Source organism: Streptomyces sp. NPDC017202 (genome assembly GCF_044331705.1).
In the GTDB taxonomy this organism is placed as follows: Bacteria; Actinomycetota; Actinomycetes; order Streptomycetales; family Streptomycetaceae; genus Streptomyces.
This window is the reverse complement of sequence record NZ_JBIRNP010000007.1, coordinates 200880-219845: the sequence shown is the minus strand read 5'-3', so window position 1 is coordinate 219845 and position 18966 is coordinate 200880. Positions and strand designations below refer to the sequence as shown.

Here is an 18966-nt window from a genome sequence, read left to right as displayed (position 1 = left end):
GTGAACGGGCCCGGCACCGGGTGGGGTGCCGGGCCCGCGTGACGCCGCGAGGGGTCAGCCGTAGGTGTAGAAGCCCGAGCCGGTCTTGCGGCCCAGGCGGCCGGCGTCGACCATGCGCTGGAGCAGCGGGGGAGCGGCGTACAGGGGCTCCTTGTACTCGTCGTACATCGACTGCGCGACCGAGGCCACCGTGTCGAGGCCGATCAGGTCGGACAGCTTCAGCGGGCCCATCGGGTGGGCGCAGCCCAGCTCCATGCCGTTGTCGATGTCCTCGCGGCTGGCGATGCCCGTCTCGAACATCCGGATCGCGGAGAGCAGGTACGGGATCAGCAGCGCGTTGACCACGAAGCCCGAGCGGTCCTGGGCGCGGATGGCGTGCTTGCCGACCGTCTTCTCGGCGAACAGCTGCGCGCGGCTGAGGGTGCCCTCGGAGGTGGTCAGCGCCGGGATCAGCTCGACGAGCTTCTGCACCGGGGCCGGGTTGAAGAAGTGGATGCCGACGACCTGGTCGGGCCGCGAGGTGGCGACCGCCAGCTTCACCAGCGGGATGGAGGAGGTGTTGGAGGCCAGGATGGCGTCCGGGCGGGTCACGACCTGGTCCAGGACCTGGAAGATCTCGGTCTTGACCTGCTCGTTCTCCACGACGGCCTCGATGACCAGGTCGCGGTCGGCGAACTCGCCGAGGTCGGTGGTGAAGCTGAGGCGCGCCTGCGTGGCGTCCCGCTCCTCCTCGCTGATCTTGCCGCGTTCGGCGGCCTTGGCCAGGGAGTTGAAGAGCCGGGTGCGGCCGAACTCCAGGGCCTCGCCGGTGGTCTCGGCGACCTTCACGTCGAGTCCGGCCCGCGCGCAGACCTCGGCGATGCCCGCCCCCATCTGGCCGCAGCCCACCACTCCGACGCGTTCGATGTCGGTCACATCGGTCCCTTTCACTGGCTGACTCCGGTCACTGCGCAGGTCTTCCGGGTCCCGGCGGGCCTGCTCCGATCGTGCACGTTACTAGCAAGTATCGATGATCGATCGCCGGGGTGGGGGCATGCTGGGCGCGGAGACGATCCGTGACCGAGCGGATCCGCGGCGTATGTGGGGATGTGCGCGATGGGGCGACTGACTCGGCGGGCGTTCGCGCTGGCCGCGTTGTCGGCGTTCACGACGACGGGGGCGGCGGCCCGCCCGGCGGTGCCCACCGGGGTTCCTTCCGGACACGCCGGCGGGAACGGCCGGGCGGTGGCGCGGATGCGGGGCGTGTGGCTGGCCACCGTCGCCAACCGGGACTGGCCCTCACGCCCCGGACTGACCGCGGCCCAGCAGCGTTCCGAACTGCTCGGCTGGCTCGACCTGGCGGTCCGCGACCGCCTCAACACGGTGATCCTCCAGGTCCGGCCCACCGCGGACGCCCTGTGGCCCTCGTCGTACGAGCCGTGGTCGCAGGTGCTCACCGGCACCCAGGGCAAGGCGCCCGGCTGGGACCCGCTGGGCACCGCCGTGGCGGAGGCGCACGCCCGCGGACTCCAGCTGCACGCCTGGTTCAACCCCTACCGGGTGGCCGTCCACGACGACCCGGCCAGGCTCGTCGCCTCCCACCCCGCGCGCCGGCACCCCGACTGGGTGGTGCCGTACGGCGGGAAGCTCCACTACAACCCCGGTCTGCCCGAGGTCCGGGCGTTCGTGCAGGACGCGATGCTCGACGCGGTGCGCCGGTACCCGGTCGACGCCGTGCACTTCGACGACTACTTCTACCCCTATCCGGTGGCCGGCCAGACCTTCGACGACGACGCGGCCTACGACGCCCACGGCGGCGCCTTCCCCAACCGGGCCGCGTGGCGGCGCGACAACATCGACCGGCTGGTGCGCGAGACGGCCGCCCGGATCAAGGCGGTGCGGCCCACCACACAGTTCGGGATCAGCCCCTTCGGGGTGTGGCGCAACGCCTCCACCGACCCGCGCGGCTCGGACACCCGGGCGCTCCAGTCGTACGACGCCGTCCACGCCGACACCCGCAGGTGGGTGCGGGAGGGCTGGATTGACTACGTCGTGCCGCAGCTGTACTGGAACATCGGACTCTCCGCCGCCGACTACGCCGCGCTCGTGCCCTGGTGGGCGGAGGTCGCGCGGGGCAGCCGCACCAAGCTCTACCTGGGGGAGGCGCTGTACAAGGCCGGCGATCCGGCGCAGCCCGCGGCCTGGCAGGACCCGGCCGAACTGTCCCGGCACCTCACCCTCGCGGCCGGCCACCCCGAGGTCCGCGGCCACGTCTTCTTCGCCGCGAAGGAGCTGCGCACGGACCGCGTCGGCGCGATGGCGCGGGTCGTCGCCGACCACTACGCGCAGCCGGCGACGCCCCCGCGCTGACCTGCCGTCGTTCTCCGCCCTCCTGGCGTGCCGGTGTGCTTCGCCCGGCCGGCCCGCCGGTGTGCTCTGCCCGGCCGGCCCGCCGTCGTGTTCCGCGGGCCGGCCCGTCGGCTACCGTCGTTCCTGGTCCTTGTGGCGGATCTCGGTGTCCGGTCCCGGCGAGCACACGCCCTCGTGCCCGTCCGCGAAGCGGACGCGGTAGGGAGGACTGCCCTCCTGACCCAGCACTTCGACGATCTCGCCGACCTTGTCGTGTTGGCCGACCACCCTGCCGTGCTGGACAAGTTGGTCACCCGTGGTCGCACGCATCCGTGAGGCCTCCTCACCGTGTGCGGGAGCAGCGGTCCGTGTATGCCGGAGTCGTCCCGGAGTCCTTCTCCCATCTGCGGCGCGCGGCACCGGCCGAACCGGCGCGCGGCGCCCTCGGGGCCTCTCGTTCGAGACCTAGCCGCGCGCCCGCTGGGTGACGGCGATGCAGACCAGGACGGCCGCGGCCGTCAGCGGAGCGGCGGGTGTGAGGTGCTCGCCCAGCAGCAGCACCGACCACACCAGTGTGAGCAGGGGCTGGGCCAACTGCAACTGGCTGGCCTTGGGGATGCCGATGGCGGCCATGCCCCGGTACCAGACGACGAGGCCGAGGAACTGCGAGCCCGCCGCCACCCACAGCAGCCCGCCCACGCTGTGCGCGGTCAGCCGGACCGGCTCGTGGGCGAGGGCGAGGGCGGCGGCGGGCACGGCGAGCGGCAGGCAGAACACCAGCGCCCAGCCGATGACCTGCCAGCCCGGCATCACCCGCGCCAGCCGGCCGCCCTCGGTGTAGCCGGCCGCGCACGCCAGCAGCGCCCCGAACAGGTACAGGTCGGCGGTGGTGAGGGCGCCGCCGCTCTGCTGCACGGTGAAGGCGACCACCGCGCCGGCACCGGCCAGCGCCGCCGTCCAGAAGGTCCGCGAGGGCCGGGAGCCGAAGCGCAGGGCGGACAGCAGCGCGGTCGTCAGGGGCAGCAGACCGACCACGACGGCCGCGTGCGCGGTGGACGACGTCCGCAGGGCGAGGGTGCTGAGCAGCGGGAAGCCCACGACGACCCCGGCGGCCACCACGGCGAGCCCGGCCCAGTACCGACGGGCGGGCAGCGGCACCCGCAGGGCGAGGAGGCAGCCGCCCGCGACGAGCGCGGCCAGCACGCTGCGCACGGCGACCAGCGTCCAGGGGCCGAATCCCTCGAGGCCCCAGGCGGTGGCGGGGAAGGTGAGGGAGAAGGCGACGACGCCGAGAGCGGCCTGGAGGGTGCCGGGGCCACTCGTCCGCGGAGTGGTCACCGCTATCGCGGGGAGGGCAGTAGCGCTACTCTGTGTTTTCATGCATGAGCGTAGCAGTGTCGGTGAACTGGCAGATCGCCTCCGAGGGGAGCTGGACCGCTACTCTCCCGGTGGAAAGCTGCCGTCGAGTCGTGCCCTCGTCGAGCGGTTCCGGGTGAGCCCCGTGACGGTCTCGCGGGCCCTCGCGCAGCTGGCCGCCGAGGGGCTGGTGGTGACCCGGCCGGGTGCCGGGGCCTTCCGGGCCAGGCCGCGCCCCGCGTCCGCACCGGCCGGCGACACCTCCTGGCAGGAGGTCGCGCTGAGCGCGGAGGGCGCCGACCTCGTGCCCCGCTCGGTGGACGCCTCCGGCGTGACCGTCTCCCTCGCGGTTCCGCCGCCCGGCGTCGTCGAGTTCAGCGGCGGCTACCTGCATCCCTCCCTGCAACCGGAGCGTGCCATGTCGGCCGCCCTGGCACGGGCCGCGCGACGCCCCGGCGCCTGGGGCCGGCCGCCCCTGGAGGGTCTGCCGGAGCTGCGCGAGTGGTTCGCGCGCGCCGTCGGCGGCGCGGTCACCGCCGCCGAGGTGCTCGTCAGCGCCGGCGGCCAGACCGCGCTCACCACCGCCCTGCGGGCGCTGGCCCCGCCCGGCGCCCCGGTGCTCGTCGAGTCGCCCACCTATCCGGGCATGCTGGCGATCGCCCGCTCGGCGGGACTGCGCCCGGTGCCGGTGCCCGTCGACCCCGACGGCGTCAAGCCCGAACTGCTCGCCGACGCCTTCCGCGCGACCGGCGCCCGGGTCTTCGTCTGCCAGCCGCTGTTCCAGAACCCGACCGGCGCCGTCCTGGCCCCCGACCGCCGCGGCGAGGTGCTCCGCATCGCCCGCGAGGCGGGCGCCTTCGTCGTGGAGGACGACTTCGTACGGCGGCTCGCGCACGAGGACGCCGGGCCGCTGCCCCGCCCGCTCGCCGCCGACGACCCCGACGGCGTCGTCGTGTACGTCGGCTCGCTCACCAAGGCGACCTCGCCGAGCTTCCGGGTCAGCGCCCTGGCCGCCCGCGGTCCGGTCCTGGAACGCCTGCGTGCCATCCAGGTCGTCGACACCTTCTTCGTGCCCCGCCCCCTCCAGGAGGCGGCGCTCGAACTCGTCGGCTCGCCCGCCTGGCCGCGCCATCTGCGGGCGGTCGCGGCCGAGCTGCGGACCCGGCGCGACACCCTGACCACCGCCCTCGCCCTGCACCTGCCCGAACTCGTCCTCCCGCACGTCCCGTCCGGCGGCTACCACCTCTGGCTGCGCCTGCCCGACGGTACGCAGGAACCGGCGTTCACGGCCGCGGCCCTGCGCGCGGGCGTCGCCGTGACCCCCGGCCGCCCCTACTTCAGCGCCGAACCCCCGGCCCCGCACGTCCGCCTGAGCTTCGCGGCCGCCGCCGGGACCGAGGAGATCGCCGAGGGGGTACGGCGGCTGCGGTCGGCCCGCGACGAGGTGCTCGCGGAAACGGTTCGACACCGGGCACCCCGTCTGTGAGGGTCCCCCATGACCTCCACCCCGCCCCTCGCCGAGGGCTACGAGATCTCCGCCGACCCCGACCGCATCGACGTCGGACGGGTGCACCACTGGCTGTCGACCGACGCCTACTGGGCGCTCGGCCGGGAGCGCGAGAAGCAGGAGCGGGCCGTCGCCGGGTCGCTGAACTTCGGCGTGTACCAGGCGGTGTCCGGGGAGCAGGTCGCCTACGCGCGCGTGGTGACGGACCTGGCGACCTTCGCCTGGCTGTGCGACGTGTACGTGGACCCCGGGGTGCGGGGGAAGGGCATCGGGACCTCGCTCGTCGCGGCCGTCCGGGACCACCTGCGCCCGTACGGCCTGCGCCGCGTCCTGCTCGCCACCCACGACGCGCACGGCGTCTACGAGAAGATCGGCTTCGAGGCGCTGGAGCGGCCCGACCGCTGGATGGCGCTGATCTTCGAGAAGTTCTCACACGGCGGCCCTTGACCTGCTCACCCCCGCGTCCCACCATCACCGCATGGCACTCCGGGTCACGTTCGTCGCCGCGGCGCGCAGCTCCGCGTTGCTCGCCGAGCGTTTCGAGGACGACCGCCCGCTGGACCAGGCGGGCTGGGACGAGGTGCAGCGGGCGGCCGGCGATCTCCTGCCGCTGGCTGCGGCCGAGCTGCGCTACTGCTCGCCGACCCCGCGCAGCCGTGCCACCGGCGACGCGCTCGGCTACGCGCCGCTCGTGCAGCTCGCCCTGCGGGACTGCGACATGGGGCGCTGGCGCGGATTCACCCTGGGGGAGGCGATGGCCCGGGAGCCGGAGGCGGTGGACGCCTGGCTGGCCGACCCGCGGGCCACTCCGCACGGCGGTGAGTCGCTGCCGGCGTTCATCTCCCGGGTGGGCGGCTGGCTCGACACCCGGCCCGTGGAGGACGGCGGCCGGATCGTGGCCGTCGCCGAGCCGAGCGTGATCCGGGCCGCCCTGGTCTACGCGCTCAAGGCGCCGCCGTCGACGTACTGGAACCTCGACGTGCGCCCGCTGTCGGCGACCACCGTCACCGGGCGCGGCGGACGGTGGAACCTGCGCTTCGAGGGGAGCGCGGTTCAGGCCTCGCGCGCGTAGTCGGTGGTGAGGACCAGGTCCTTCGCGGGGCCGCGCACCCGCCAGACCGTCCGCCAGCGGCCGGCGTCCCGGACGGTGAACTCGCCCCGGTAGAGGTCCGCGGCGCACGGGTGGTCGGTCACGTGCCGCCCGCTCGTCAGGTCGAGGTCGTGGAAGGGCCGCCCGTCGGCGAACGTCACGTCGGCCGTGCCCGGCACCCGCCCGGGCAGGAAGCACAGGGTCCGCCCGGCGGGCCGCGGCACGCCCCGCCAGACGAACGTGCCCGACTCCTCGTGCAGCAGGCCGCCGCCGTCCAGCGGGCCGAAAACCGTCGTGCCCTCGAAGCGCCCCGCCTCGCCGCTCGCCAGGTCCCGCACCGACCGTTCGACCCGCCAGCGTCCGGCGAGGAACGCCATGGCGTCCGGCACCGGCCAGAACTCGCCCCTCACCCGCCGACCTCCGTCCCGTCCGCCGCCGCGCGACCCATTGACGCGCACCGTCCCCCTATCTTGCCGTTCGAAGTGCTGATCAATGTCTGATGTCTCGAACATTCATGTGCGGTCGGTGTGCGGAGAGCCGCGGAGCGTCCATGCCACCCGGCACCACCCGCACCCCGTCACGCGGTACCACCTCCACCCTCGCCGTGAGCGGCCCCGTCACCGGCGCCGACGGCCTGTCGACCCGGGCGACCGGCGCGGCGTACTGGGCGCCCGTGTCCGCACCGTGCCCCGCCTCACCGTGCGGACCGGTGACGGGACGGCCCCCGGCCGGGTCGGGGGCGACCGGCCGGGCGTACGCCTGGACGCCCTCGGCGCGAGGACCTCCGCGGGCCGGCCGACGATCACGGCCGCGTGCCCGGCGGGCGGCGAGGTGTACCTGTGGGCGCCGCGGTTCGCGGGCACCGCGCGGCTGGCCGGTGCCCCCGCCGGGGCTCCGACCGGCCGGTTCCGGTCCGACCCCGTCAGCAGGACCGCCGCCATGCAGCGGCTGGGCACCGTACCGGCGTCCGGACCCCTGCGCATCGGCCTGTCCCCGGACCGGCCGGACACCGTCCCGGACGGAGCCGTCGGCTGCCTGGACACCGCCCGGCTGGACGCCGCCGTCGAGCGGCTCGCGGCCACCGGCGCCACCGAGGTGAGCGTCTCCGGCGGCACGGTCCGGGCGGAACTCCCCGAGGGCGGCACGGGGACCGCCGTCGTCGCGACGCCCCGGAGCGCCGGGTGGCGCCGTGCCACGGGCGACGGCCCCGCCGTACCCGCCGGCGACACCACGGCCTGGTCGCCGTGCCCCTCGACGGCTCCTCGACCCGTCTCACCTGCACCTTCCACCCGCCCGGCCTGCGGCCGGGCGCGGCCCTGGGAGGCGCGTCCCTGCTGGCCGTGGCGCTGCTCGGCGTCCTCACCGCCGTCCGGCGGAGGCGGGGAGCCGGCCGTCCTCCCGGAGGATGGATTGTATAAACGTGCATAGCGACGTATAGTCATGCCATCCAAGAGGAGGGTGGACATGGCGGTACGTGCGGCAGTGGCCGGAGCGAGCGGGTATGCGGGTGGTGAGCTGCTGCGCCTGCTACTCGCGCACCCCGAGATCGAGATCGGCGCCCTCACCGGCAACTCCAACGCGGGACAGGAGCTGGGAGCCCTCCAGCCGCACCTGCTGCCCCTCGCCGACCGCGTGCTCCAGGAGACCACTGCGGAGGTGCTCGCCGGACAGGGCCGTCGGCATGACGTGGTCTTCCTCGCCCTCCCGCACGGACAGTCCGCCGCCGTCGCCGAACAGCTCGGCCCGGACGTCCTCGTGGTCGACATGGGCGCCGACTTCCGGCTCGCGGACCCGGCCGACTGGGAGCGGTTCTACGGCTCCCCGCACGCCGGGACCTGGCCCTACGGCCTCCCCGAACTGCCGGGCGGCCGCGTCGCGCTGGAGGGGTCCAAGCGCATCGCGGTGCCCGGTTGCTACCCCACGGCCGTCTCCCTCGCCCTGTTCCCGGCGTACGCCGCCGGCCTGGCCGAGACCCAGGCCGTGATCGTCGCCGCCTCCGGCACCTCCGGCGCGGGCAAGGCGGCCAAGCCGCACCTGCTCGGCAGCGAGGTCATGGGGTCGATGTCGCCGTACGGCGTCGGCGGCGGGCACCGGCACACGCCCGAGATGATCCAGAACCTCAGCGCGGCGGCGGGGGAGCGGGTCTCCGTCTCCTTCACGCCGACCCTCGCGCCGATGTCCCGCGGCATCCTCGCCACGTGCAGCGCCGCCGCCAAGGAGGGCGTCACCGCCGGGTCCGTGCGCGCGGCCTACGAGAAGGCCTTCGCCGACGAGCCCTTCGTGCACCTGCTGCCCGAGGGCCGGTGGCCCGCCACGGCGTCCGTCCAGGGTTCCAACGCCGTTCAGGTGCAGGTCGCCCTCGACGAGTCGGCGGGCCGCATCATCGCGATCAGCGCCATCGACAACCTGACCAAGGGCACCGCGGGCGGTGCCGTCCAGAGCATGAACATCGCCCTCGGGTTCCCCGAGGCACTGGGACTTTCCACGATCGGAGTCGCACCGTGAGCGTCACGGCAGCCAAGGGATTCACGGCGGCGGGCATCGCCGCCGGGATCAAGGAGAACGGCAACCCGGACCTGGCCCTCGTGGTCAACACCGGGCCGCGCCGCGCCGCCGCGGGCGTCTTCACCTCCAACCGCGTCAAGGCCGCGCCGGTGCTGTGGTCCGAGCAGGTCCTCAGGAGCGGTGCCCTGTCCGCCGTGGTCCTCAACTCCGGCGGCGCCAACGCCTGTACGGGACCGAAGGGCTTCCAGGACACGCACGCCACCGCCGAGAAGGCCGCCGAGGTCCTCGGCCTGGGCGCCGGCGAGGTCGCCGTCGCCTCCACCGGACTGATCGGCGTCCTCCTCCCGATGGACAAGCTGCTCCCCGGGGTCGAGAAGGCCGCCGAGGCGCTCAGCGAGCACGGCGGCGAGAAGGCCGCCATCGCCATCAAGACCACCGACACCGTCCACAAGACGTCCGTCGTGACGAAGGACGGCTGGACCGTGGGCGGCATGGCCAAGGGCGCGGGCATGCTCGCCCCCGGCCTGGCCACCATGCTCGTCGTCCTCACCACCGACGCCGACGTGGACGGCGGGACCCTGGACCGGGCGCTGCGCGCCGCCACCCGGGTCACCTTCGACCGCGTCGACTCCGACGGCTGCATGTCGACCAACGACACCGTGCTGCTGCTCGCCTCCGGCTCCGCCGGAGTCACCCCGGAGTACGCCGAGTTCGCCGAGGCCGTCCGCACCGTCTGCGACGACCTGGGCCAGCAGCTCATCCGCGACGCCGAGGGCGCCAGCAAGGACATCAGGATCGAGGTCGTGGGCGCCGCGAGCGAGGACGACGCCGTCGAGGTGGGCCGCTCCATCGCCCGCAACAACCTCCTCAAGTGCGCCATCCACGGCGAGGACCCCAACTGGGGCCGCGTGCTCTCCGCGATCGGCACCACCAAGGCCGCCTTCGAGCCCGACCGGCTGAACGTCGCCATCAACGGCGTCTGGGTGTGCAAGAACGGCGGCGTCGGCGAGGACCGCGACAAGGTCGACATGCGCTACCGCGAGGTCCACATCACAGCGGACCTCGCGGCCGGCACCGAGACCGCCACCATCTGGACCAACGACCTCACCGCCGACTACGTCCACGAGAACAGCGCGTACTCCTCATGAGCACCACCCGCAAACACACCGCCCTGCCCAAGGCCCAGATCCTCATCGAAGCGCTTCCCTGGCTGACCCGCCACAACGGCAAGACGGTCGTCATCAAGTTCGGCGGCAACGCCATGATCGACGAGGACCTCAAGGCCGCCTTCGCCCAGGACGTGGTGTTCCTGCACCACGCCGGCCTCAGGCCCGTCGTCGTGCACGGCGGCGGCCCGCAGATCAGCGCCGCCCTCGACAGGCACGGCATCGTCAGCGAGTTCAAGGCCGGCCTGCGCGTCACCACCGAAGAAGCCATGGACGTCGTACGGATGGTCCTGGCCGGCCAGGTCCAGCGCGAACTGGTCGGACTGCTGAACCAGCACGGCCCGCTCGCCGTCGGGCTCACCGGCGAGGACGCGCACACCATCACCGCCGTCAAGCACCGGCCCGAGATCGACGGCGAGCTGGTCGACATCGGGCGGGTCGGCGAGATCACCGCGATCGACACGGGCGCGATCGAGGCACTGCTCGCCGACGGCCGCATCCCGGTCGTCTCCTCGATCGCCCGCTCCCAGGACGACGGACATGTCTACAACGTCAATGCTGATACGGCGGCTGCGGCACTCGCTGCTGCTCTGGGCGCCGAAACCCTCATGGTCCTCACGGACGTCGAGGGCCTCTACGAGGACTGGCCGAACTCCGACGAGGTGATCAGCCGCCTCACCGCCTCCCAACTGGAGAAGCTGCTGCCGGAGTTGTCCTCCGGCATGGTGCCGAAGATGGAGGGCTGCCTGCACGCCGTCCGGGGCGGCGTCACCACCGCCCGCGTCATCGACGGCCGCGTCCAGCACTCGATCCTGCTGGAGATCTTCACCGACGAGGGCATCGGCACGATGGTCGTGCCCGACGAGAAAGAGGGGGAGTCGTCATGAGCAACGCCGTCACGGGCAACGAGGAACTGACCGCGCGCTGGCAGGGCGCGCTCATGAACAACTACGGCACCCCGCTGCTGCCCCTGGTCCGCGGAGAGGGCACCCGGCTCTGGGACGCCGACGGCAACAACTACCTCGACTTCGTCGGCGGCATCGCGACCAACGCCCTCGGCCACGCCCACCCGGCCGTCGTCGAGGCCGTGACCCGGCAGATCGGATCCCTCGGCCACATCTCCAACTTCTTCCTGGCCGAACCGACCGTGGCCCTCGCCGAACGGCTCCTGGGGCACTTCGGCCGGGAGGGCAGGGTCTTCTTCTGCAACTCCGGTGCCGAGGCCAACGAGGCCGCCTTCAAGATCGGCCGGCTGACCGGGCGCACCCACGTCGTGGCCACCGAGGGCGCCTTCCACGGCCGTACGATGGGCGCCCTCGCGCTCACCGGGCAGCCCGGCAAGCGCGACCCCTTCCTGCCGCTGCCCGGCGACGTCACCCACGTCCCCTTCGGTGACGCGCAGGCGCTGGCCGCCGCCGTCACCGAGGAGACCGCGCTCGTCGTCCTCGAGCCGATCCAGGGCGAACTGGGCGTCGTCGTCCCGCCCGCCGGCTACCTCAAGGCCGCCCGCGCCATCACCGCCGCCACCGGGGCCCTCCTCGTCCTCGACGAGGTGCAGACCGGCATCGGCCGGACCGGGCACTGGTTCGAGTACCAGGCCCACGAAGGCGTCCTGCCCGACGTGGTCACCCTCGCCAAGCAGCTCGGCGGCGGACTGCCGCTCGGCGCCACGGTCGCCTTCGGCCGGGCCGCCGAACTGCTCCGGCCCGGCCAGCACGGCACGACGTTCGGCGGCAACCCCGTCGCCTGCGCCGCCGGACTCGCCGTCCTCGACACCATCGAGAACGAGGGGCTGCTGGAGAACGTCAAGCGGCAGAGCGAGCGGCTCCGCAGCGGAATCGAGGGTCTCGGCCACCCGTTGATCGATTATGTCCGGGGCGCGGGGCTCCTCCTGGGTATCGTGCTCACCGAGCCGCTCGCGCCCCAGGTGCGCCAGGCGGCTCAGGAGGCCGGTTTCCTGGTCAACGCGCCCGCCCCCGACGTCGTACGGCTGATGCCACCGCTGAACCTCGGCGACGACGAGGCGGACGCGCTGCTCGCAGCGCTGCCCGGCATCCTCCAGGCAGTGCACGGGGACGGACGATCCGGGGAATGAGACGACGATGAGCCAGGCGCAGGACCACGAGCAGCAGGCGGCCAACGGGCCCGCCGTGCCGCAGACCCGCACCGCCCGCCACCGCCGGATCGTGGACATCCTCAACCGGCAGCCCGTGCGCTCGCAGAGCCAGCTGGCGAAACTGCTCGCCGACGACGGGCTGAGCGTCACCCAGGCGACGCTCTCCCGCGATCTGGACGAGCTGAACGCGGTGAAGATCCGCAACAACGACGGCGACCTGATCTACGCGGTGCCCAGCGAGGGCGGATTCCGCACCCCGCGGGTCCCGCTGGGAGGGTCGGCGAAGGAGGAGCGGATGCGGCGGCTGTCGCAGGAACTGCTCATCTCCGCGGAGGCCTCCGCGAACCTCGTGGTCCTGCGCACCCCGCCCGGTGCGGCCCAGTTCCTCGCCTCGGCGATCGACCAGGCGGAACTGCACGACATCCTCGGCACGATCGCCGGCGACGACACGCTGCTGCTCATCAGCCGGGAGCCGACGGGCGGCCAGGCCCTGGCGGACCACTTGCTGAGGCTGGCCCAGAACACGTGAGGCCCCGCCGGTCGTGCCGCTCCCTCGTCCGCGGGTGAGGGGGCCGGGCGCGCCCGCGCGGCGGAGCCGCACCTCGGCACGGCCCCGCGCCCCCGGGGTACCGCGGTCACCCGTGCCGGCACCGGCCGCCGGTCCGCGGGCACGCGTGCCGCCCGGGGCGGCACGGGGCAGCGCCGGACCGCACGACCCGCGCCCCCGGCACCGGCCGACGGCCGGTGCGAACGGCGTTCAGCCCAGCCGGCGCGCCAGCCCGCCGGTGCACCGCACCTCGTCCCCGGCCGTGATCAGCAGCGCCTCCACGTCCGGGAGCGACTCCAGCCACCGCAGCCCCTCCCGCGACCCCATCGCGAAGGCGGCCGTGGCCCAGCAGTCCGCCCAGGTCAGCCGGGGCGCGACGACGGTCACGGCGACCAGGTCGGTCACCGCCGACCGTCCCGTGCGCGGGTCGATGATGTGCGCCCCCCGCTCCACCGTCCCCGACGTGGCCACCGCCAGCTCGTCCGCCCCCGCCGCCGAGACCACCGCCGCCAGCCCGCCGGGCCGCAGCGGATCCGACACCCCGACCCGCCAGGGCCGGTCAGGACCGGGCACGCCCAGCAACTGCACGTCGCCGCCGCCGTTGACGCTCACCCCGCTCACCCCCGCCGCGGCGATCACCCGCGCCGCGCGCTCGGCCGCCCACCCCTTGACGATCCCGGTGGGGTCGAGCCGGCCGTCCTGGTAGCGCATGCTGAACCAGCCCTCGCTGGTCCGCTCCGCCTCGGCGCCCAGTTCCAGCACCTCGGCCACCTCGGGGCCGCACTCCTCGACGGTCAGCTCGCCGCGCGCCAGCCGGGAGACCTGGCTGTCCTCCCGGTAGGTGCTGAACACCTCGTTCACCCGGTGCAGACCGGCGACCGCCTCGTCGAGGGCCGCCCGCACCGCCCCGGGTTCCCCGCCGCGCACGTCGAAGGAGAAGACGGTCCCCATGACCTCCTCGGCGTGCCGCACCACGGCGGGTGTCTGCGACGGCTCGGCCACCGGGTCAGCCACCGGCCTGGTCCAGCGCCGACTGGAGGGACTTCTGGTAGCCGGCGCTGGTGTAGGTGGCGCCGGAGACGGCGTCGATGTCGGCGGTGCCGGCGGCCACGGCGGCCTGGTTGAGTTTGGGGACGGCGTCGGCGGTGATCCGGTCGCTCTGCCCGCCCTTGGGCGCCTGGACCGCCTCCGCCTTGGTGATCCTGCCGCCGCTGACCGTGATCCGGACCTGCACGGCGCCGTACTGCGTCTGCGCGGCCTCCCCGGTGAAGGTGCCGCCCGCCTGGGCGTTCCCCGAGCCCTCCGGTGCCTTGGAGGCCTCCGGCGCCTTCGATCCCTGCTGGGCCCCCGAACCCTGCGCCCCCGCGCTCGCGTTGGCCTTGTCGATCGCCGACTGGAGGGACTTCCGGTAGCCGGCGCTGGTGTAGGTGGCGCCGGAGACGGCGTCGATGTCGGGGCTCTGCCGGGTGACGACGGCCTGGTTGAGTTTGGGTACGGCGTCGGCGGTGATCCGGTCGCTCTGCCCGCCCTTGGGCGCCTGGACCGCCTCCGCCTTGGTGATCTGGTTCTTGCTGACGGTGATCCGCACCTGCACGGCCCCGTACTGCGTCTGCGCGGCGTCCCCGTCGAAGGTGCCGGACACCTGGGCGGTGCCCGCCGCCCCCTGGGAGGCCCCCGCGCTCGCCTTCATCCTGTCGATCGCCGACTGGAGGGACTTCTGGTAGCCCTCGCTGGTGAAGGTGGCGCCGGAGACGGCGTCGATGTCGGCGCTCTGCGCGGTGACCGCGGCCTGGTTGAGTTTGGGTACGGCGTCGGCGGTGATCCGGTCGCTCTGCCCGCCCTTGGGCGCCTGGACCGCCTCCGCCTGGGTGATCCTGCCGCCGGCGACGGTCAGACGGACCTGCACGGCGCCGTACTGCGTCTGTGCCGCGTCACCGGTGACCGCCCCGGACGCGGCCGCAGCGGCCCCACCCCGGGCCGCCTCCTGGGCCGCCGCGCCGGCGGCCTGGGCGGAGCCGGGGTCCGACGCCGGCTTCAGTGACAGCAGCAGCACGATCCCGGACACGGTGGCCGCGCCCGCGAGGACGACGCGCCGCAGAGGGTGGTTCTTCTTCATCGTTCCTGATTCCCGTCGCTTCCCGTTGCTTGCCGCGGATCCGTGGATGTCCGTCGCCGGGTGTCCGTTGCCGGATCTCCGTCGCGGAGTGTCCCTCGCTCACATCTCGAACGACTCGTGGTGGATGCGGCGGGCGGGCACTCCGGCACCGCGCAGTGCCTCGTACACGTTCTGGGCGAAGCCGGGCGGCCCGCACATGAAGACGTCGTGCTCCCCGATGTCCGGCAGCTTGCGCTGCAGGGACTCCGCCGAGATGTCGGGGCGTTCCCCGTCGGGGCTGTTGACGGCGTACATCAGCCGTGCCTCCCGCTCGTCGGCGATCTTCGCCAGCTCGTCCCACAGCGCCAGGTCCTGGGTGCTGTTGGCCCGGTAGAGGAGCGTGATGTCGCCGGCCGCGCCGGGCAGCGTCTCGAACAGCGCCCGCATCGGCGTGATGCCGACGCCGCCGGCCACCAGCAGCACCTTGCCCCGGCTGCGCCGGGACGCCGTCAGCGCGCCGTAGGGGCCCTCGGCCCACACCTTCACGCCGGGCTTCAGGCCGCGCAGCGCGGAACTGTGGTCGCCGATCGCCTTGACGGTGATGCGCAGCAGTTCGGGGCGGGGCGCCGCCGACAGCGAGTACGGGTGGGAGCTGAACCGCATGCCCGGCGCCATGAACCGCCACCGGAAGAACTGTCCGGCCTCCGCGCCGATCCGGTGCAGCTTGCGCCCGCCGATCAGCACCGACACGATGCCGGGCGTCTCCTCGATGACCGCCTCGACGTACATGCGGTGGCGCAGGTTCAGCCGGATCGGGGTGAGGACGCGGTACCAGACGACCAGCGCGGTGACCGACCCGTACAGCGCGTACCAGACGGTCTTCGCGGCGGGTTCGACGGCGAAGTCGTTGCCGGTGGTGAGCTGGTGCCAGAACGTCAGGAACACCGCGGCGTACGTCAGGAGGTGGACGTGGTACCAGGTGTCGTACGGCATCCTGCGGCGCACCGGGCCGATCGACGCCAGGCCGATGACCACCAGCAGGGAGGTGCCGATGGCCGCCTTGCCCATGTCGGGCAGCTGGTTCACGGAGTCGATCGTCTGCTGCACGATGTCGCCGAGCGACCTGCCGGACTGGAGCGCGTACCCCCACATGATGAGGAACACGTGCGCGAAGGTGAGGCTGAGCGTGTAGCGGCCGGTCATCGCGTGCCAGCGGGCGACCCGGTCCGAGCCGACCCGGCGCTCCAGCGCGGGCACCCGGGCCATCTGGAGGACGACGAGGGCCATCAGGTATCCGGCGAGCAGACCCGTGATCCGGCCGGCGTTGAGGATCTTTCCGTTGGTGTCCGCGATGGACGCGGTGTTGTCCCACCACAGCCACAGCACACCCGCGGCGCCCGCCCAGACGGCGAGCAGCAGCGGGACGGCCGGGGAGCGGCGCGGACGGATGCGGCGCATCGTCTGGCGGCGGGCGGCACGGCCGCCGGCGATCGTCGTGGTCACTGTTCCTCCGTGGTACGGACCCTTGGCCCACAGATACGGGTCAGGGCCGCCCGGCGTTCAGCGTCGCACCGAGTCGGCCACCGCCCGGCGGCGCCCGCGGAACGGGTGTCCGTACCGGCACTCGGCACTCGGCACTCGGCACTCGGCACTCGGCACTCGGCACCGGGTCCGGCACCGGCACTCGGCACCGGGTCCGGCACCGGCACTCGGCACCGGCACTCGGCACCGGGTCCGGCAGCGGGTCCGGCACCGGGTTCAGTAGCGGGTGACCGCCGTCGCTCCGCCGTCCGTCCCGATCGCGATGTGCGGCCGCTCCCGCGGGCGGGCCCACGCCAGGATCCGCCGCATCGCGTCCACCGGAACCGACACACAACCCGCCGTCGCCCCCCGCCCGTTGACGTGGAGGAAGATCCCCGCCCCGCGACCGCGCACCGGCTCGCGGTAGTTGAACCCGATCACCAGGGCGTGCGCGTACTGCGTCCGGAAGCCGATCAGGTGCTCGGACTCGGCGGCACGGCAGTCGGCCGCCCGCGGTTCGCTCCACCGGTTGTAGGAGCGGGACGCGTTGTCCTGGCACCACCAGGAGTCCTCGTGCACGCGCCGGTGGGCGTACGCCGTCCCGCGGGGCGGCGCCTGGACGCCGAACGCGAACGGCAGGTCGTACAGCCCGGTCGGTGTCGTCCCGGTGCCCTGCCGGCGCACGGCTCCCTCGACCAGCCCGTTCGCGCCGAACCGGGCCGGTGCGGAACCGGCCCGCACCCACCGGCCGCCCCGCAGGTCCCACCAGGCGAGGGTGCCCGCCGTGGCGTCGGCCTCCGGGGCGACGGCGGTGATCAGCTGGGTGCCGCCGCCCGTGTCCGCCATCCGCGCGGGGAGCGGAGGAGACCCGCCGCTGCCCGGAGCCGCCCCGAGCAGCGGCAGGGAGGCACAGGCGAGGGCGGTGGCGAGGGCACGAGGGCGCATGGTCAGACGCTAAGCGGCGGCGGCCGCCCCGGCAGGCCGGGTGGGCCGACCGTGCGCGGCACCGCCGCCCGGCCGCCCCGTCGGCCGATCACCGGTCCCGGCACCGCGCGTCCCGGCGCCGCGCGCCTCCGCGTCAGACCGGAGGCAGGGGCAGCGGGAGCCCCGGGAGGCCGTCCATGCTCGTCGCCACGTGTTCCTTCTTCGCGAAGTACGCGCTGAGCGACTCGTCGTCCTCGCGCGCGAACCGCTTCCCGTGCAGATCCCGGTCCTCGTCGTACGTCATGAAGGGCACCGCGTACCCGCAGGTGTCCCGGACCAGTTCGGCGTGCACGACGATGACCGCCCGCAGCCCGTGGCGGGCCGGGTCGATGTCGGGGAAGCGGGCGAGGAGGTCCGTGAAGCGGGGGTCGCCACGGAAGACCGGTTCGCCGCGGCCGTGCACCCGCACGATGTTCGGCGGACCCTGGAACGCGCACCACATCAGGGTGATCCGGCCGTTCTCCCGCAGGTGCGCGATCGTCTCGGCGTTGGAGCCGGCGAAGTCCAGGTAGGCCACGGTGTGTTCGTCGAGGACGGCGAACGATCCACTGAGGCCCTTGGGGGAGAGGTTCACCATGCCGTCGCCGGACAGCGGCGCGGTCGCGGTGAAGAAGAGGGGCTGCTCCTCGATGAACGTGCGGAGCCTGCCGTCGATGCGCTCGTAGGTCTTTCCCATGCCCGACGATTATTCGGGAAAGTCGTTCGTGTGTCCGAGTGATGTGGTGTCTGAGCGACGGGTCGTCCGAGCGATGGGGTGATCGGGCGCCGCGGCGGCCGCCCCGGCCGGTGTTCCCCGGGGCGGCCACCGCGCCTGTCACGTCACTTGTTCAACGTGCAGGGCGCGAGGGCGTCGAGGCCCTGGGGCTTGGCGGCGGTGCGGCCGATGGCGGTCGCGATGCGGTTGACGGTGGCGACGCGCTTGTCCTTGAGGGGGCCGAGGATGGCGTTCTGGACGAAGTTGGGGCCGCCCTGGCCGACGGTGTCGACGAGGCGCTTGTTGGCCTCGGCGATCTGGGTGTTGAGGAGGGCGAGGTTGCGGTCGACCTCGGCCTTGGCGGTGGCGGGGATCGCGGGCAGCCGGGAGGCCACGTCCGGGCAGCTGATCGTTCCGACGGCGCCGGCGTTGCCCGCGTTTCCGTTGTTGCCCGCGTTGTTGTTGTTCCCGTTGTTCCCCGCGTTCCCGTTGTTGCCCGCGTTCCCGTTGTTCCCGGCTTGCTGACCGGGTGCCGCAGCCGCGCCGTCGAGGACGCAGGGCGCGAGGGCGTCGAGGCCCTGGGGCTTGGCGGCGGTGCGGCCGATGGCGGTCGCGATGCGGTTGACGGTGGCGACGCGCTTGTCCTTGAGGGGGCCGAGGATGGCGTTCTGGACGAAGTTGGGGCCGCCCTGGCCGACGGTGTCGACGAGGCGCTTGTTGGCCTCGGCGATCTGGGTGTTGAGCAGGGCGAGGTTGCGGTCGACCTCGGCCTTGGCGGTGGCGGGGATCGCGGGCAGCCGGGAGGCCACGTCCGGGCAGCTGATCGTTCCGGGCGAGGCGAGCGTCCGGGCGTTCGTGCCGTTGCCCTTGGACGTCTCCCCGGCGAGGGCGGAGTTCACGACCACCGCGCCGGTCAGTGCCAGAGCGGCGGCGCCGCCGATGACCGCCACACGGCGCTTGTTGTACTTCGGAAGAGCCCTGGACATGCGGATGCCTCACTTGGGTCAGGAGCGGGTGGGTCGGACGCGGCGCCTGCGTCCAGCGGTGAGTACGGGTA

The 18966-nt window shown here is 73.6% G+C and carries 19 protein-coding genes; 9 read left to right on the top strand and 10 right to left on the bottom strand.

Annotation, left to right across the window (positions count from 1 at the left end):
- Nucleotides 1-54: 54 nt before the first annotated feature.
- Complete coding sequence (locus ACH4N1_RS16800) at nucleotides 55-915, bottom strand: 3-hydroxybutyryl-CoA dehydrogenase (RefSeq protein ID WP_398097793.1); 861 nt, start codon at nucleotides 913-915, stop codon at nucleotides 55-57.
- A gap of 180 nt (nucleotides 916-1095) precedes the next feature.
- On the opposite strand from ACH4N1_RS16800, the gene ACH4N1_RS16795 reads away from it, so the two are divergent.
- Nucleotides 1096-2349, top strand: a complete 1254-nt coding sequence (locus ACH4N1_RS16795; protein WP_398097791.1) for a glycoside hydrolase family 10 protein — start codon at nucleotides 1096-1098, stop codon at nucleotides 2347-2349.
- Between the two features lie 111 nt (nucleotides 2350-2460).
- Here ACH4N1_RS16795 and ACH4N1_RS16790 read toward each other — a convergent pair whose 3' ends face one another.
- Entirely contained in the window at nucleotides 2461-2658 is a 198-nt protein-coding gene (locus tag ACH4N1_RS16790) for a DUF1918 domain-containing protein (RefSeq protein ID WP_366057916.1), read from the bottom strand.
- 135 nt (nucleotides 2659-2793) lie between these two features.
- Nucleotides 2794-3708, bottom strand: coding sequence for a DMT family transporter (locus ACH4N1_RS16785; RefSeq protein WP_398097789.1), 915 nt, complete (start codon nucleotides 3706-3708; stop codon nucleotides 2794-2796).
- Here ACH4N1_RS16785 and ACH4N1_RS16780 point away from each other — a divergent pair.
- From ACH4N1_RS16780 to ACH4N1_RS16770, 3 genes are read left to right on the top strand one after another with little or no spacing between them, the layout of a single operon-like run.
- Complete coding sequence (locus tag ACH4N1_RS16780) at nucleotides 3707-5170, top strand: PLP-dependent aminotransferase family protein (protein WP_398097788.1); 1464 nt, start codon at nucleotides 3707-3709, stop codon at nucleotides 5168-5170. The two genes, ACH4N1_RS16785 and ACH4N1_RS16780, sit on opposite strands and share 2 nt — an antisense overlap.
- Nucleotides 5171-5179: 9 nt before the next feature.
- A complete protein-coding gene (locus ACH4N1_RS16775) occupies nucleotides 5180-5638 on the top strand; it encodes a GNAT family N-acetyltransferase (RefSeq protein ID WP_398097786.1) in 459 nt (152 codons plus the stop codon).
- 31 nt (nucleotides 5639-5669) lie between these two features.
- A complete protein-coding gene (locus ACH4N1_RS16770) occupies nucleotides 5670-6263 on the top strand; it encodes a histidine phosphatase family protein (RefSeq protein ID WP_398097784.1) in 594 nt (197 codons plus the stop codon).
- Here the strand turns inward: ACH4N1_RS16770 and ACH4N1_RS16765 are convergent.
- Complete coding sequence (locus tag ACH4N1_RS16765; protein WP_398097935.1) at nucleotides 6245-6658, bottom strand: DUF6314 family protein; 414 nt, start codon at nucleotides 6656-6658, stop codon at nucleotides 6245-6247. The two genes, ACH4N1_RS16770 and ACH4N1_RS16765, sit on opposite strands and share 19 nt — an antisense overlap.
- Nucleotides 6659-7745: 1087 nt before the next feature.
- On the opposite strand from ACH4N1_RS16765, the gene argC reads away from it, so the two are divergent.
- Genes argC through ACH4N1_RS16740 form a run of 5 tightly spaced genes read left to right on the top strand, consistent with a single transcriptional unit; the run spans nucleotide 7746 to nucleotide 12597 of the window.
- A complete protein-coding gene (gene argC / locus ACH4N1_RS16760) occupies nucleotides 7746-8786 on the top strand; it encodes an N-acetyl-gamma-glutamyl-phosphate reductase (protein ID WP_398097782.1) in 1041 nt (346 codons plus the stop codon).
- A complete protein-coding gene (gene argJ / locus ACH4N1_RS16755; protein ID WP_398097781.1) occupies nucleotides 8783-9934 on the top strand; it encodes a bifunctional glutamate N-acetyltransferase/amino-acid acetyltransferase ArgJ in 1152 nt (383 codons plus the stop codon). The genes argC and argJ overlap by 4 nt, the downstream gene beginning before the upstream one ends.
- Entirely contained in the window at nucleotides 9931-10839 is a 909-nt protein-coding gene (gene argB, locus ACH4N1_RS16750; RefSeq protein ID WP_398097779.1) for an acetylglutamate kinase, read from the top strand. Before argJ ends, argB begins: the two co-directional genes overlap by 4 nt.
- Nucleotides 10836-12047, top strand: coding sequence for an acetylornithine transaminase (locus ACH4N1_RS16745; protein ID WP_398097777.1), 1212 nt, complete (start codon nucleotides 10836-10838; stop codon nucleotides 12045-12047). The genes argB and ACH4N1_RS16745 overlap by 4 nt, the downstream gene beginning before the upstream one ends.
- A 7-nt stretch (nucleotides 12048-12054) precedes the next feature.
- Nucleotides 12055-12597 carry an arginine repressor gene (locus tag ACH4N1_RS16740; RefSeq protein WP_398097775.1) on the top strand — a complete coding sequence of 181 codons (543 nt, stop codon included), beginning with the start codon at nucleotides 12055-12057 and terminating at the stop codon, nucleotides 12595-12597.
- A 228-nt stretch (nucleotides 12598-12825) separates the two neighbouring features.
- Here ACH4N1_RS16740 and ACH4N1_RS16735 read toward each other — a convergent pair whose 3' ends face one another.
- The 6 genes from ACH4N1_RS16735 to ACH4N1_RS16710 form a co-directional block, all read right to left on the bottom strand.
- Entirely contained in the window at nucleotides 12826-13629 is an 804-nt protein-coding gene (locus ACH4N1_RS16735; protein WP_398097773.1) for an FAD:protein FMN transferase, read from the bottom strand.
- Nucleotides 13622-14731 (bottom strand): FMN-binding protein, encoded by a 1110-nt coding sequence (locus tag ACH4N1_RS16730; protein WP_398097771.1) that lies wholly within the window; start codon nucleotides 14729-14731, stop codon nucleotides 13622-13624. The genes ACH4N1_RS16735 and ACH4N1_RS16730 overlap by 8 nt, the downstream gene beginning before the upstream one ends.
- Nucleotides 14732-14830: 99 nt before the next feature.
- Nucleotides 14831-16213 carry a ferric reductase-like transmembrane domain-containing protein gene (locus ACH4N1_RS16725; RefSeq protein WP_398097769.1) on the bottom strand — a complete coding sequence of 461 codons (1383 nt, stop codon included), beginning with the start codon at nucleotides 16211-16213 and terminating at the stop codon, nucleotides 14831-14833.
- 255 nt (nucleotides 16214-16468) lie between these two features.
- Complete coding sequence (locus tag ACH4N1_RS16720) at nucleotides 16469-17176, bottom strand: L,D-transpeptidase (protein WP_398097768.1); 708 nt, start codon at nucleotides 17174-17176, stop codon at nucleotides 16469-16471.
- Between the two features lie 133 nt (nucleotides 17177-17309).
- Complete coding sequence (locus tag ACH4N1_RS16715; RefSeq protein WP_398097766.1) at nucleotides 17310-17891, bottom strand: pyridoxamine 5'-phosphate oxidase family protein; 582 nt, start codon at nucleotides 17889-17891, stop codon at nucleotides 17310-17312.
- A gap of 143 nt (nucleotides 17892-18034) precedes the next feature.
- The gene (locus ACH4N1_RS16710) at nucleotides 18035-18895 is read right to left on the bottom strand and encodes a hypothetical protein (RefSeq protein ID WP_398097765.1); all 861 of its coding nucleotides are present in this window, start codon (nucleotides 18893-18895) and stop codon (nucleotides 18035-18037) included.
- Nucleotides 18896-18966: the final 71 nt, after the last annotated feature.

Coding starts and splice junctions, on each gene's coding strand:
- ACH4N1_RS16795 (WP_398097791.1), top strand. CDS start 1,096: ATGGGGCGACTGACTCGGCGGGCGTTCGCGCTGGCCGCGTTGTCGGCG.
- ACH4N1_RS16790 (WP_366057916.1), bottom strand. CDS start 2,658: ATGCGTGCGACCACGGGTGACCAACTTGTCCAGCACGGCAGGGTGGTC.
- ACH4N1_RS16780 (WP_398097788.1), top strand. CDS start 3,707: ATGCATGAGCGTAGCAGTGTCGGTGAACTGGCAGATCGCCTCCGAGGG.
- ACH4N1_RS16785 (WP_398097789.1), bottom strand. CDS start 3,708: ATGAAAACACAGAGTAGCGCTACTGCCCTCCCCGCGATAGCGGTGACC.
- ACH4N1_RS16775 (WP_398097786.1), top strand. CDS start 5,180: ATGACCTCCACCCCGCCCCTCGCCGAGGGCTACGAGATCTCCGCCGAC.
- ACH4N1_RS16770 (WP_398097784.1), top strand. CDS start 5,670: ATGGCACTCCGGGTCACGTTCGTCGCCGCGGCGCGCAGCTCCGCGTTG.
- ACH4N1_RS16765 (WP_398097935.1), bottom strand. CDS start 6,658: ATGGCGTTCCTCGCCGGACGCTGGCGGGTCGAACGGTCGGTGCGGGAC.
- argC (WP_398097782.1), top strand. CDS start 7,746: ATGGCGGTACGTGCGGCAGTGGCCGGAGCGAGCGGGTATGCGGGTGGT.
- argB (WP_398097779.1), top strand. CDS start 9,931: ATGAGCACCACCCGCAAACACACCGCCCTGCCCAAGGCCCAGATCCTC.
- ACH4N1_RS16745 (WP_398097777.1), top strand. CDS start 10,836: ATGAGCAACGCCGTCACGGGCAACGAGGAACTGACCGCGCGCTGGCAG.
- ACH4N1_RS16740 (WP_398097775.1), top strand. CDS start 12,055: ATGAGCCAGGCGCAGGACCACGAGCAGCAGGCGGCCAACGGGCCCGCC.
- ACH4N1_RS16730 (WP_398097771.1), bottom strand. CDS start 14,731: ATGAAGAAGAACCACCCTCTGCGGCGCGTCGTCCTCGCGGGCGCGGCC.
- ACH4N1_RS16720 (WP_398097768.1), bottom strand. CDS start 17,176: ATGCGCCCTCGTGCCCTCGCCACCGCCCTCGCCTGTGCCTCCCTGCCG.
- ACH4N1_RS16715 (WP_398097766.1), bottom strand. CDS start 17,891: ATGGGAAAGACCTACGAGCGCATCGACGGCAGGCTCCGCACGTTCATC.
- ACH4N1_RS16710 (WP_398097765.1), bottom strand. CDS start 18,895: ATGTCCAGGGCTCTTCCGAAGTACAACAAGCGCCGTGTGGCGGTCATC.